Origin of the sequence: Pseudomonas sp. Irchel 3H9, assembly GCF_900187495.1 — a bacterium.
GTDB lineage: Bacteria > Pseudomonadota > Gammaproteobacteria > Pseudomonadales > Pseudomonadaceae > Aquipseudomonas > Aquipseudomonas sivasensis.
The window spans coordinates 376,230-389,060 of sequence record NZ_FYDK01000002.1 but is presented as its reverse complement, the minus strand read 5'-3'; the positions used below and the strand labels follow the sequence as shown (position 1 = coordinate 389,060).

The 12,831-nt window shown below is 62.1% G+C and carries 9 protein-coding genes; 6 read left to right on the top strand and 3 right to left on the bottom strand.

Annotation, left to right across the window (positions count from 1 at the left end; translation table 11 throughout):
• Window positions 1–71 precede the first annotated feature (71 nt).
• From CKW32_RS07755 to CKW32_RS07740, 4 genes are all read left to right on the top strand, one after another.
• A complete protein-coding gene (locus CKW32_RS07755) occupies window positions 72–1,031 on the top strand; it encodes a FecR domain-containing protein (RefSeq protein WP_177434258.1) in 960 nt (319 codons plus the stop codon).
• A gap of 139 nt (window positions 1,032–1,170) precedes the next feature.
• The gene (locus CKW32_RS07750; protein ID WP_095184493.1) at window positions 1,171–3,990 is read left to right on the top strand and encodes a TonB-dependent receptor; all 2,820 of its coding nucleotides are present in this window, start codon (window positions 1,171–1,173) and stop codon (window positions 3,988–3,990) included.
• 29 nt (window positions 3,991–4,019) lie between these two features.
• Window positions 4,020–6,776: a M16 family metallopeptidase gene (locus CKW32_RS07745; RefSeq protein ID WP_095184492.1), complete on the top strand. Its 2,757-nt coding sequence runs from the start codon at window positions 4,020–4,022 to the stop codon at window positions 6,774–6,776.
• Window positions 6,773–8,509, top strand: a complete 1,737-nt coding sequence (locus tag CKW32_RS07740; RefSeq protein WP_095184491.1) for an ABC transporter ATP-binding protein/permease — start codon at window positions 6,773–6,775, stop codon at window positions 8,507–8,509. Before CKW32_RS07745 ends, CKW32_RS07740 begins: the two co-directional genes overlap by 4 nt.
• Window positions 8,510–8,516: 7 nt before the next feature.
• On the opposite strand, the gene CKW32_RS07735 is transcribed toward CKW32_RS07740, so the two are convergent.
• Complete coding sequence (locus tag CKW32_RS07735; protein WP_032889478.1) at window positions 8,517–10,118, bottom strand: murein L,D-transpeptidase; 1,602 nt, start codon at window positions 10,116–10,118, stop codon at window positions 8,517–8,519.
• 40 nt (window positions 10,119–10,158) lie between these two features.
• On the opposite strand from CKW32_RS07735, the gene CKW32_RS07730 reads away from it, so the two are divergent.
• Both CKW32_RS07730 and CKW32_RS07725 read left to right on the top strand, forming a co-directional pair.
• Window positions 10,159–10,869, top strand: a complete 711-nt coding sequence (locus CKW32_RS07730; protein ID WP_032889480.1) for a murein L,D-transpeptidase catalytic domain family protein — start codon at window positions 10,159–10,161, stop codon at window positions 10,867–10,869.
• 30 nt (window positions 10,870–10,899) lie between these two features.
• Window positions 10,900–11,646: a creatininase family protein gene (locus tag CKW32_RS07725; protein ID WP_095184490.1), complete on the top strand. Its 747-nt coding sequence runs from the start codon at window positions 10,900–10,902 to the stop codon at window positions 11,644–11,646.
• Window positions 11,647–11,746: 100 nt separating this feature from the next.
• On the opposite strand, the gene CKW32_RS07720 is transcribed toward CKW32_RS07725, so the two are convergent.
• Together CKW32_RS07720 and CKW32_RS07715 are read right to left on the bottom strand one after the other, a co-directional pair.
• Window positions 11,747–12,079 carry a hypothetical protein gene (locus CKW32_RS07720; RefSeq protein ID WP_095185009.1) on the bottom strand — a complete coding sequence of 111 codons (333 nt, stop codon included), beginning with the start codon at window positions 12,077–12,079 and terminating at the stop codon, window positions 11,747–11,749.
• 34 nt (window positions 12,080–12,113) lie between these two features.
• On the bottom strand, window positions 12,114–12,758 hold the full coding sequence (locus CKW32_RS07715; RefSeq protein WP_032889485.1) for a hypothetical protein: 645 nt from the start codon (window positions 12,756–12,758) through the stop codon (window positions 12,114–12,116).
• Window positions 12,759–12,831 lie beyond the last annotated feature (73 nt).

The window sequence follows — 12,831 nt, the reverse complement described above, 5'->3', positions numbered from 1 at the left end:
CGTCTTTTGCGGTGAAGGGCGAATCCATGGGATCCTGCCCGCCGTTTTTTGCCTGCGGAGATACGCCATTCATGCCCACCGAGGATAGCGCCAACGCCCGCCGCGACCAGGCCCTGGACTGGCTGATGCGCGTGCAACAGGCCCCGCTGGATGCGGACCTGCGTGGGCAAGTGGCCGATTGGTGCGCAGCCAGCGAGGCCAATGCCAAGGCCTATCGCAAGGCTGAACGCGTATGGCAGTTGACTGGGCATGTAGCGCCGGTCAGCGCAGAACATTGGCCACAGCCCGCAGCGCAACTGCAGCGTTACACCGCCCGCCCGCGCCGGGTTCGACGCTGGGTCGCCGCTGCCATCGCGGCGTGTCTGGTGGTGGCGTTGGCGCCGAGCCTGCTGCTGCGCTGGCAAGCCGATTACCGCACCGGCGCTGGGGAAACCCGCGACATCACCCTCAGTGACGGCAGCGTGGTGCAACTCGACAGCCATTCGGCGATTGCCGTCGACATCGCCGACAATCACCGCGATGTGCGATTGCTGACCGGCCAGGCGTTTTTCAAGGTGACGCCGGACAAGAGCAAACCCTTTCATGTATTGACCACGACATTGCGCGTGACCGTGACCGGCACCGCGTTCAACGTCAATGCCACGCCGGATGATCCGAGCGTCGCCGTGCAACAAGGCTCGGTCAATGTCACCGATGCGCAAGCCCGCCGCACCCTCGCCAGCCTGGTGCCGGGGCAACGCCTCACCTTGCGCGCCGGGCGCGCCGAACTCGGCAGTTTTTCCCCCAGCCAGGCTGCTTCCTGGCGTCAGGGCCAGTTGATTGCCGATGACCTGCCGATCAACGAGGTACTGGAACAACTGCGCCGCTATACACCCGCCATCATTGTGCTGCGCGATAAGCAACTGGGTGCGCAGCGGGTCACGGGGGTTTACGACCTGCGCAAACCCAAGGCGGCGCTGCAGGCCGTGCTGCAACCCTACGGCGCAAAAGTCAGCGCCTACAGCCCGTGGCTGCTGGTGTTGAGCAAGTAATTTCCCGGCATTTAAAAATAATTCAGCTTTTTTCTGAAAATCCCCCGCGCTGTCCCGTCTTCTGTCCCGCGCGCAGCAATTGAGATTTATTCGTATTCATTGACTGGCCGGTTTTTTGTGCCGGCGCGGGGATCTTTGCATGACACACACCCTTCACCCGTTCGGTACGCCGGGCACGTGGCCGCTGCGCCTGAAAAAAGGTGCTGCCGCCAGCGTGCTCGGGCTTTGCTGCGCATTTGGCCCGCTGCCGCTGGCCCTGGCGCAACCCGATGCGCCCGCCTCGGGCCACGTGTTCAACATCTCGCCGCAGCCGCTGGCCGGCGCCTTGATCGCCTTCGGCCTACAGAGCGGCAAGCAAGTGAGCGTTGACCCGCAGCTGCTCAAGGGCGTGAGTTCCCCCGGTGTGAATGGCGACATGAGCAACGACGCTGCCCTCGCTTACCTGTTGCAAGGGACCGGCATCGGCTGGGGCTATCAGGATGGCGCGCTGGTATTCCATCGCCTGCCCAATGCCGCTGCCGGTGAACCCTTAATGCTGGACAGCACGGTGGTGCTGGGTTTCACCCAGGAAAACTCGTTCCAGGGCGCCACCGTTATTGATCAAAAGGCGATCCAGGCCTTCCCCGGCGCCAATGGCGACATCACCACGCTGCTGCAAATGCACCCCAGCGTGCAGTTCAGCGGTGCGCAGCAGAGTTCCAAGACCCCCGGAGAAATCGACCCGGCGGACATCAGCATCAACGGTGCCAAGTTCTACCAGAACAACTTCATGATCGACGGTATCTCGATCAACAACGACCTCGACCCCGGCGCCCACGGCTACGGCGAAACCCGTCAGTTCGATGCAGCACCGAGTCGCTCCCACGGCATCGCCCTGGACGCCGACCTGCTGCAGGAAGTGACGGTCTACGACAGCAACGTGCCCGCCGAATATGGGGGATTCAACGGTGGTGTAGTCGACGCTATCACCCGTCGGCCCACGCAGGCGCTGCACGGTAAATTCTCCTATTCCATGAGCCGGTCGGCGTGGACGAGTTACCACATCACCGAAAAAGACCAAGCTAACTTCGACAACGCATCCAACGAGCAATACCAGCCCGAGTTCGAGAAGACGACGCTGCGCGGCAGACTCGAAGGCCACCTGACCGAAGACTTCGGCGGCATCCTGAGCTTCTCGCAAAAGCGCTCGGTCATTCCGTTGAACACCTACACCGGGGGCTACAACAGCCCCACCGGCGAGAACACTCGGGACCAGACGCGTCAACTCGACAACTACATGGTCAAGTCCTACTGGAACGTCAACGACAGGCTCAGCCTCGACGGTTCATTTATCCAGGCGCCCCAGGAAAACACCTATTTCCGCGAAAACTACCGCAACGCTGATTTCACCAACATCAACGGCGGCTGGCAGGGCTCGGTCAAAGCCGTATGGGAAGGCGACACGGCGCGCTGGTCGCACACGCTGGCGGTCAGCGACCTCAACAGCTCGCGCCGCTCCGAATCCAATGACGCGATCGCCTGGTTCTACTCCACGACCAAAGACTGGGGTCGCCCGGAAACTACCAACTCCCGTAGTGGCGAGGGTGCCTATGGCAACCTGGACCAGACCCAGAGCAGCATCGACTACAAACTCAAGGCTGACTGGCAGGCCTTCAACTGGGCGGGCACCGAACACAAAGTGGTCACCGGCCTGCAACTGACCCGCACCCAAGCGACCTGGGAGCGGGAAAAAATGGCCACCTCCGCCACCATCAACAAGCGCGACAGCATTGCCACCTGCGCCAACAACGACAACCTGTGTTCCATCGGTACGCTGCTCAACGGGTCCACCCGCCAGTGGGCCGGTACGCGCCTGGAGTACGGCGCCGGCAAGATCGACCTGACGGAAAACAAATACGCAGTGTTCGTCGAAGACGCGATGCAGATCGGCAAGCTCGGCCTGCGTCCGGGGTTACGCCTGGAAGGCGACGACTACATGCAACAACAGAACCTGGCCCCACGTTTTGCCGGTGACTACGACTTCTTCGGTGACCGCAGTACCGTGCTGGTATTCGGCGTCAACCGCTACTACGGCCGCAACCTGTTCAAATACCGCCTGGCCGACGGTCGCCAGGGTTTTAACACGCTCTACACCCGCACCACCCAAGACGGCGCGTGGCGTTCCACTCAAGTGGAAAACCTGAACAAGCTGACCGACCTCAAGGTGCCCTACGATGACGAATGGACCCTGGGGCTTGATCAGGTTTGGCTCGACACCGACTTTCGCCTCAAGTACGTGCACCGCGAAGGCAAGGACAAAATCGTCAAAGCCTCCTCTCGCGTGCTGGGCCTTGGAGCACAAGCCGGCTATGACAGCATCTACTACACCTACACCAACCAAGCTTCCAGCGAGAGCGATAACATCAGCCTGACCATCACCCCCAAAGGGGAATTCAATTGGCAAGGCACCCGCACCAGCGTGCAAGCAGCCTTTGACTGGTCACGCACCAAAGACGCCTACGGCACTTACGAGTCAGGTATCGACGCCGATGAATTCGCCGATGCTGACGTGATCTACGACGGCAAGCGCATGGCCTATAGCGACCTGCCTGCCAGCGACTTCAATCGCCCCTGGACAGCCCGCCTGACCACCATCACCGAGATCCCACAGTGGAACCTCACCGTCAGTAACTTCCTGCGCTATCGCGGCCCCTACGAACAGATCGTCAGCACCAGTAAAACCGTGACCGTCGACGGCGATGACCTGGCGGTGTACGACGCCGCGACGGTCAAGGCCGCCCCCACGTGGGACATGCGCATCAGTTGGGAAATCCCCACGGGCAAGGAGCAGGCGCTGTTCGCCGCGGTGGACATCACCAACGTCACCGACCACGTCAACGAGATCGTCGGCAGTGGCAGCTCGACCGTCACCTATGAAGTCGGCCGCCAATATTGGCTCGAAGTCGGCTACCGCTTCTAACCAGCCACCTGATTAGCCTGGAACCCTTGATGAATAAGTTACTTGCAGGCCTGCTCGGCCCACTGCTGCTGTGCGCCTGCGCATCGCCCGTCACCCAAGAACCGCTGCCGTGGGCGCCCCAGGTAATGCGCGGCCAACTGGCCAATGGCTTGGAATACCGCTTGGTGCAGGACAGCACCCAAACCGGCCGCCTGGACCTGCGCCTGACCGTGCGCGCCGGCTCGGTGGATGAAGACGACGACCAGGTGGGCGTGGCCCATATGCTCGAACACCTGACCTTCCGCAGCCGTGCGGGCCAAGCCACCGACCTGCGTGCGCAGATGACCGCGTTGGGTTGGGTGCAGGGCCGCAACTACAACGCCATGACCAGCTATGACCGCACCCAGTACCTGCTCAGCCCCATGGCCGGTACCACGCAAACACCCATAGCCTTGGAAAAGCTTGCGCAACTGGTGTTCGCGGGTGATTACAACGCCGCAGACCTTGAGCGCGAACGCCCCATCGTCATCGAAGAATGGCGCGGCGGCCTTGGCGTGGCCCAACGCATGAATGACCAACGCGCGGCCACTCAACGGGTGGGTTCGCGTTACCCACAACACCGCACCATCGGCAATGAAACGGCGATCCGCGAAGCGTCGCTCGGTGCCTTGCAGCGCTTTCAACAGCGTTGGTACGTACCCAATAACATGGTGTTGTCGGTGGTCGGCGACTTCGAGCCACAGCAGTTGACGCAGCAGATCCAGCAGGCCTTCGGCGCCCCGGCCGCCAAGGCACTACCGGAACGTGAACACCGCGAACTGCCTCTCGATAACCAGCTCAAAATCTTCCGCCTGCAAGACCCGCAAACCGGCAGCAACCAAGTGTCCCTGCTGTTTCGCCTGCACGAACCGGACAGCCGTGGCATCACGGCCGAAGCCAGCCGCGAGCGTTTGGTCGACCGCATGGCCCTGTCGGCGCTGTTGGCCCAGTTACGCCGCCAACCCCTGCCAACCGGCGTGCGCAGCCTTACGGCGCAGAAGACCTTGATCGGCGAGTATTCCAGCGTACTGGGTGTCGCGGCCGGTGTTGACGGTGCTCATCATGACGATGCCCTGAAGCAGCTGCTGACCGAGTTGGAGCGTGTGCGCCAACACGGGTTGACTGCGCAGGATCTGGACCGGGAACGGAGCAAAATCCGCTTATTGGCAGACGCCATGCTGGCCAAGGATGAGTCGCGCACCTTCGAGCAATGGGTGACCTCGCTCAACGATGCCGCCGTACAGAACCGCCCCGTCGTCGCGCCGCATCAGATCGCCCAGCGCACGCTTAACGCGCTGGACACCATCGACCTCGCAGCCCTCAATGCCCGCCTGAACCGTTGGCTGAACAGCCCCGACCAAGTGCTGCAATTCACCGCGCCGGGCAACCGTGTGGTGCGCCTTCCGAAGGTGGACGATGTGCAACAGTTGCGCGCGTCCATTGCCCTCTCATCACTGGCAGCGCCGCAGTCGGCCCCGCCGGTGGCACCGCCTGCTGCCACCTTCACACTGCCATCGGCTGGTGCCCCCGGTTCGGTGCTGGGCAAACGCAGCTTTACCGCTGAACAGGTCGAGCACTGGCAACTGAGCAACGGTGATAGCCTGGTCTGGCTGCGCCGCAATGCCGAAGACGGCCAATGGCGACTGCAAGCCGAATCGTCCGCCGGTTACGAGCGCCGCGACGTACCCGCCTGGCGCCTGCAAATGGCGGCGCAACTGGGCAACCAGAGTGGCGCGCCAGGATTGGAGGCGTGGCGTAAACAGCACAAGGCAACCTTGAGCCTTGAACAAAGTGCTACGCGCCTGCAATTAAGCGCCCGCTCAAACGCCTCGATTGTCGCCCTGACCACACTGCTGCAAAGCTATCGCCAGAGCCAGGTGGGCGCGCCGATCGATGGCGAACTGTTCAGCGCTGCCCGCGATGATCTGCTGACCCGCGTGAGCACCCGACCCGACGCCATCGCCGCCGCCCGACGTGAACTGCGCTACGGCGTCGACACCTGGCAAGCCCCGGATCAACACGCCTTGGAGGCATTGCAATCAAGCACCCTGAATGAGGACTGGCAGCAGCTCACGCAGGCCCCGGTCACCTACTACCTGATGGCGGACATGGATCCGGCGCACCTGGCAAAAGCCGTGGGTGAGCAACTGGCCAATATCCCGCGCGGCGTTGCCCAACCCGGCCGCCCTGCCCTGCAAAAACCCGGTCAACGCCGCGCCGACATCGCCGTAGCCCTGGAACCTCGCGTGGTACTCGAAGCCAACAGCTTCAGCGAACAGCCATGGACGCCCGAAGCGGCGGCCCGTGTCGCAGCCCTGCGTGAACTGGCCAACCAGCAGCTCAAGCAACGCCTGCGTGGCGAGGCGTCCGGCGTCTACCGCCTGCGCTTCGACAGCGAACTGAACCCCGACACCCAGCGCATCGAAAGCCAGTTGAGCTTCACCTGCGACCCCCAACGCGCCGACGAACTGTGGGCGCTGGCCCAGCAGACTCTGGCGCAGTTAGGCCGTTCGGTGGATGCGAAATGGGTCGCTGACGAACGTATGGAACTGCGCCGTCAGGAGCGAAAGCGCTTGCTCGATCCCACCACCCAATGGCGCCGCCTGTTGCTCAGCGAACGCCAATGGCAAGACCCGCGCTACCTGAGCCGCCAGACCCGTTTGCCGGACGGCCTGCGCCTGGAATTGCTCAAACCCTTGGCCAACCAATTGTTCCCGGCGAATAACCAAGTGCTGCTGCGCGTCCTGCCAAAGGTGGATGCCCCTTGAAGAGCCTGCGTACGTTCTACCGCCTGGCCGCGCCGTTCTGGCGCCAGGGCTCGCAGTGGCTGGGCTGGCTGATGCTGGTCAGCATCATCGGCATGGGCCTGTTGATCGTACAGATCAATGTCTTGATCAACGCCTGGAGCAAAAGCTTCTACGACACCCTCGGCGCATTCGACACGCCTGCGCTGTACGCGCTGATGGGCCGCTACGTGATTTACCTCGGCGCCTATGTGCTGATCGTCGTCGCCCTGGACTGGGTGCGCAAAGCCTTGGTGCTGCGTTGGCGCCAAGCCATGACCGAGCAGTTCACCCATGCCTGGCTCGCTGACCAGGCCTTCTACCGCCTGGGCCTGAACGGCGAGCCGGACAACCCCGACCAGCGCATCAGCGAGGACGTGGATATCGTTGCCGACCTGAGTGTGGAGTTGGTGGCTTCGTTCATCATCAACATGGCCCAGGTCGGCGCTTTCATGAGCATTCTCTGGCAACTGTCGGGGGTGCAGACGTTCAGCGTCGGCGAATACAGCATCACACTGTCGGGCTACCTGGTGTGGATTGTGGTGCTCTACACCCTGGCCGGCAGCTTGATCACCCACTGGGTCGGCCGTCCGCTGCACCGCCTGAACGTGGACCGCCAGCACTATGAAGCTGACTTTCGTGCCAGCCTGCTGCGCAAGCGTGAACACGCCGAACAGATCGCCCTGTACCGGGGCGAGGCGGTGGAGCGCGCGCACCTGGCTGAGCGTTTCCAGGCGATTGCGCACAACTGGCGGCAACTGATGGGCCGCGAGCGTAACCTCAGCCTGTTTACCGTCAGCTATGAACGGGTCAGCCTGATCATTCCGGTGTTTGCCGCCCTGCCCGCGTTTCTGGCCAAGACCATCACGTTAGGCGGGTTGATGCAGATCCGCAGCGCGTTTGGCGCGGTGCAAGGCTCCCTCAGTTGGTTTATCAAGCTGTACCCGAAGTTGATGCGCTGGAGTTCGGCGGTGGAACGGCTGGGGCAGTTTGAACACGCCATCGCCGCCAGCCGCTGCCAGGCCCAGGCACCGGTGATTGGCGACTGCCTGTGCGTCAGCGGCCTGGATGTACTGCGCCCTGACGCGGGCCTGCTGCTGGGCGATGTGTCAGTACAAGTGGCTCAGGGGGAGTGGCTGTTGATTGCCGGCCGCAGCGGTATCGGCAAATCCACGTTGCTGCGCACCTTGCAGGGCATCTGGCCGTATTGCCGGGGCGGCTGGCAATTGCCGCCAGGGCGCAGCCTTTTGCTGCCGCAGAAGCCTTATCTGCCGAGCATGCCGCTGCGTCAGTTGCTGGCTTACCCTGCGGTTGAAGTGCCGAGTGGCGTGCGCTTGGTTGCCGTGCTGCTACAGGTGGGGTTGCCGGGGTTGGTAAAGCGCCTGGACGAACAACGTGAATGGGCGCGGGAACTGTCGGGCGGTGAACAACAGCGCATCGGTCTGGCGCGCGCGCTGCTGTATGCGCCGGATACGTTGTACCTGGATGAAGCGACCAATCAGCTCGACGAGGCCAGTGCGCATGCCCTATTGGTGCTGGTGCGTGAGCAATTGCCTGAATGCACAGTGATTGGCATCAGTCATCAGGTGGCGCTGGCGCCACTGTTTGATCGCACCTGGTCCCCTGAAACGGCACAAAACGCTGGGGTTGTGGCAGGTTTTGGGGCTGCTGCGCAGCCCAGCGCGGGACAAGCCCGCTCACCACAGAAAGAGCACTGACCGGGGACTAGAGCACGCTGCCCATCGCCTTCATCAACACCAGGTCCCGCGCGTAAATATCCGGCGCGTAGACCAACCCACCCTGGCGGTCGACTTCGACCGTCCAGTAACCGAGCAACACCGGCACCGGTGTGGACAGCCTGAATTCATGGGTCACGCCAGTGGCCAGTAGTTCATCGGTGCGCGCGCGTTCGGCCGGGCTGACCAGCAGATCGCGCAGCAACAACGGTTGTTCCACCCGCACGCAACCGGAGCTGAATGCGCGAGGGCCTTTGGTGAACAGCGGCTGGCTCGGGGTGTCGTGCAGGTATACCGAGTACGGGTTGGGAAAGCGCATCACGATCTTGCCCAACGGGTTGCGCGGCCCAGCTTCCTGGCGCAGCAGGATATTGCCGGGGCGCGCCCAGTCGATCTGCTCGGGCGCCAGCGGGTGGCCTTCGGCGTCGAGCACTTGCAGGTTTTGCTGGCGCAGGTATTCAGGGTTCAGGCGGATGGCCGGGAGTTTATCCTCGCGCATGATGGTCGGCGGGATCGTCCAGGTGGGGTTGAGCGTCAGCCGGGTAATGCGGGATTTGAGCAGCGGCGTCTGGCGTTCGGCGCGGCCCACTTGCAGGCGGGTTTGCCACACCGGGATGCCGCTCTGGTACACGCTCAATTGCGCGGCGGCGACGTTGACCAGCACGCCTTCGGGCTCCAGGTCCTGGGCCAGCCAGCGGAAGCGTTCAAGGTTGATGCGCAGTTGCTCGCGGCGCATGGCCGGGCTGATGTTGAGTTCGGCCACGGTGCCGGCGCCGATCACACCGTCCGATTGCAAGGAGTGGCTGACCTGGAAAGCCTTCACCGCCGTGACTAACTCAGGACGGTATTGCTTGCCGGCGCCCTTCGGTTCGCTGGGCAGATAACCACCGCTGTAGAGCCGCCGCGCCAGTTCCGGAACGCGTGGATCTTCCATGCCGGGACGCAACAACGGGCCGCTGCCAACCGCCTCCCAATGGGGCAATGGCTGCTGGCGCACCGTGGAATAGGCATTGCGCAGGCTGCGGTACAAATCTGCGCTGGGGCGGGCCTGGTCGAACGCTTGCGCCATGTCATTCAAGCCGACGGCGGCAAAGGCCAGCACGTCGGTGTTGGGATCGCGGGTGGGAGGCTGGGAATGCCACAGCGGTTCGAAGCGCGATTGCTGAAGCCGGCCGAAGTGCAAGTCCTGGAGGGCTTGCAGGTAGTGTTGGCTGCTGTCGATATCGCTGCACAGTACGTTTTGCGTGGCGTGCGGCGCGGGCAGACTATAGTGGTTGGGATCCAGGCCATCGTCGGCGAGCATCAGCAATTGCGTTTGGAGTGCTTGGCGGCGCGTCTCGTCCGACCATAACGGTGCATCGCCTTGCTGCTGATAGAACGCTTGCAGGCGCGCAAGGGCTGGCGCGTCGATCTGCGGCGCCAGGCCTGGGCAAACACTGGGCAACTGCGCCAGGGCTTGTTGCAACGGGGCCAGGTCCACCGGCGCGGGGGTCGTGACCGGCAGCGGTTCCACCGGCAGCGCATCCGCTGTGGCGACCAATGGTGCAACGAGCAGGCAAATGCTCAAGTAACATGCGTGTTTTTTGAACAATGGCTTGGCTCCAATCCACAGTGGGGGAGATGTACTGTAGATGCTGACTTTTATGTATCGCCTGGGGATCGCCTTGAGTTTGGCTGTATTGAGCAATTCTGCGCTCGCCGCCAATGGCAACCCTCCTTCCTTGTATAGCAGCCTGGCGCGCTCGGCTCCAGAACTCAATCCCACTGTGCTGAAAAGTGCCCTGAGCGCGATGCAGTGCGCAGTCAGCAATGGCGAGGAACGCTCCGAGCGCCTGGCCGTGATTGACTATTCTCAGCCGTCGACCGCCCGTCGGCTGTGGATCTTCGACCTGCGCAAGAAAACCCTGGTGCTGCGCGATCTGGTGGCCCACGGCGCCAAGTCCGGGGAGAACTTCGCCACCCAGTTCTCCAATACCGAAGGTAGCCATCAATCCAGCCTGGGCCTGTTCCGCACCCAGGAAAGTTACCTGGGCACCCACGGTTACTCGCTGCGCATGGATGGCTTGGAGCCGGGGTTCAATGACCAGGCCCGTGATCGCGCCATCGTGATTCACGCCGCCGACTACGTAAGCCCGCTGTGGAGCAAGCGCGAAGGCCGTATCGGCCGCAGCCAGGGTTGCCCGGCGGTGCGCCCGCAGGTGGCGCGCCAGGTGGTGGATAAACTCAAGGACGGGCAGTTTATGTTTTCGTGGTACCCCGACCAGCGCTGGTTGAAGTCCTCGACGTACCTCAATTGCAAACCCCAACAGGTGGCAAGTAGTCGTACAATCCGTGGCGGTTAGCCTGTCCCCACAGATAAAAGAGAGCGTTCAATGCTTCTACACCAATCGACCTGGATCGAGATCGGGCAGTTTCTGGAGCGCAGTCGCACGGTGGTGATCCCCATCGGCTCCAACGAGCAGCACGGCCCGACCGGTCTGCTGGGCACCGACTGGATGTGTCCGGAAATCATCGCCGTTGAGGCGCAAAAAAACGCCGACATCCTGATCGGGCCGACCTTCAATATCGGTATGGCCCAGCATCACCTGGGTTTCCCCGGCACCATTTCCTTGCGCCCTTCCACCTTTATCGCCGCGATTGGCGATTGGGTGCGTTCGCTGGCCGGGCATGGTTTCGACAAGATCCTGTTCCTCAACGGCCATGGCGGGAATATCGCAACCATCGAGGCGGCGTTTTCCGAGTTGTACGCCGAAGCCAGTTTTGCCCGTCGACCCGCCGGCTTCGCCCTGAAGCTGGTGAACTGGTGGGACCTGGAAGGCGTCAGTGACCTGGCCCACCGCCAATTCCCGGTAGGCCACGGCAGTCATGCCACGCCGTCAGAGATCGCGGTGACGCAGTGGGCGTATCCGGACTCGATCAAGTCGGCCGACTATTCGCCGCATATCGCCAACACTGGTCCGATCCGCGAAGCCCTGGACTTCCGTGCACGCTTCCCCGATGGACGCATGGGCTCGGACCCGGCGCTGGCGACGGTGGAGAAAGGCGGTGAATTGGTGGCGTTGGCGGCTCAAGGGCTGGTCAAGACCGTCAACAGTTTCAGCAACGAAGCCAAAGCCTAGGTCGAGTACACATCAACCTGTGGGGAGGGGCGGCTTCGCAGCCCAGCGCAGGGCAAGCCTGCTCACCACAGCAAGCCTCCTCCCACATTGGATGTGTGTGCTACTTACATTCCTGCGCCGCCAACTCCAGTCGCGACGGCGTTAACGCCGACGCCAGCGGCTTGCGCTCATACAGGAACACCTTGGCGCCCTCTCCAGCCTTGTAGGCTTCCAGCACATCGTCGGCCGCAATCTTACTGGTCAACACCGCGCGGGCGTGGCGCGAGTTCTGGGTCACGGTCGACGTAATCCCGTGTTTTTCCAGCTTGGGCAAGACGCATTGGAAATAGGCGTCAGGGCCTTTGCTGGTTTGCAGGGTCAAGGTTGGAGTGTTTGGGGCAGAGACACAGCCGGCCATCAACAGAGCCGTAGCCGGTACAAAAAAAGAGCGCATGAAAAAATCCTGATATTGAATATAAACGTTCACATCAACCGGCACGTACCAGCGCCTTGAGCGACGCATCAAACTGCTTCAAAGCATCCAACTGCACATCCCGCTGCTGCTCGATCTGCGCGGCAATTTCCGGCGCGTCCTTGTCACGGACCCACACCGACGGCACCTGTTTGTGCACCGAGCCTTCGGCCTTGGCGATGTATTGCAGGTCGGCGTCATAGAACCGCGCAATAAAGCGCGCCTCGACCTGATCGTTACGCTGAGTGAGCAGTTGATTATGGGTATCGAGCATCACCACTACATCGGGATGAGCCTGCACCAAGGCATCCAGGTTGTCGTAGACGGTCACCGACAAAAAGGCGCCCTGCAGCGAACTCATCAACCAATCAATGGCCAACTCCGGGTCGGAGCTGTTGACGAACGCCTGGCGGATACGCCCGTCGAGGGCATCCTTGGCGCCATTCAAGGCCATATCGTGGTAGCGTTCCAGATAGCTGAGGTTGTCGCGAGTATTGTCGCTCAACAACACACCTACTGACTGCGTGTGCTGCAGGGAGTTTACGCTACCGGCGATGGGTAGCAAATGGCCTGTACGCAGTTCGCCGGCGATGGCCGCGTTGCTCACTGCCACCGTACCCAGCATCAGAATCATTAGACCAAGCTGAATAATCGTCCTCATCGCGCATTTCCTTGAACAGCGTCTCGATGAAGGGATTTTGCGCTTTCCGTGCGAAAACAGAACTTGCGTTGCG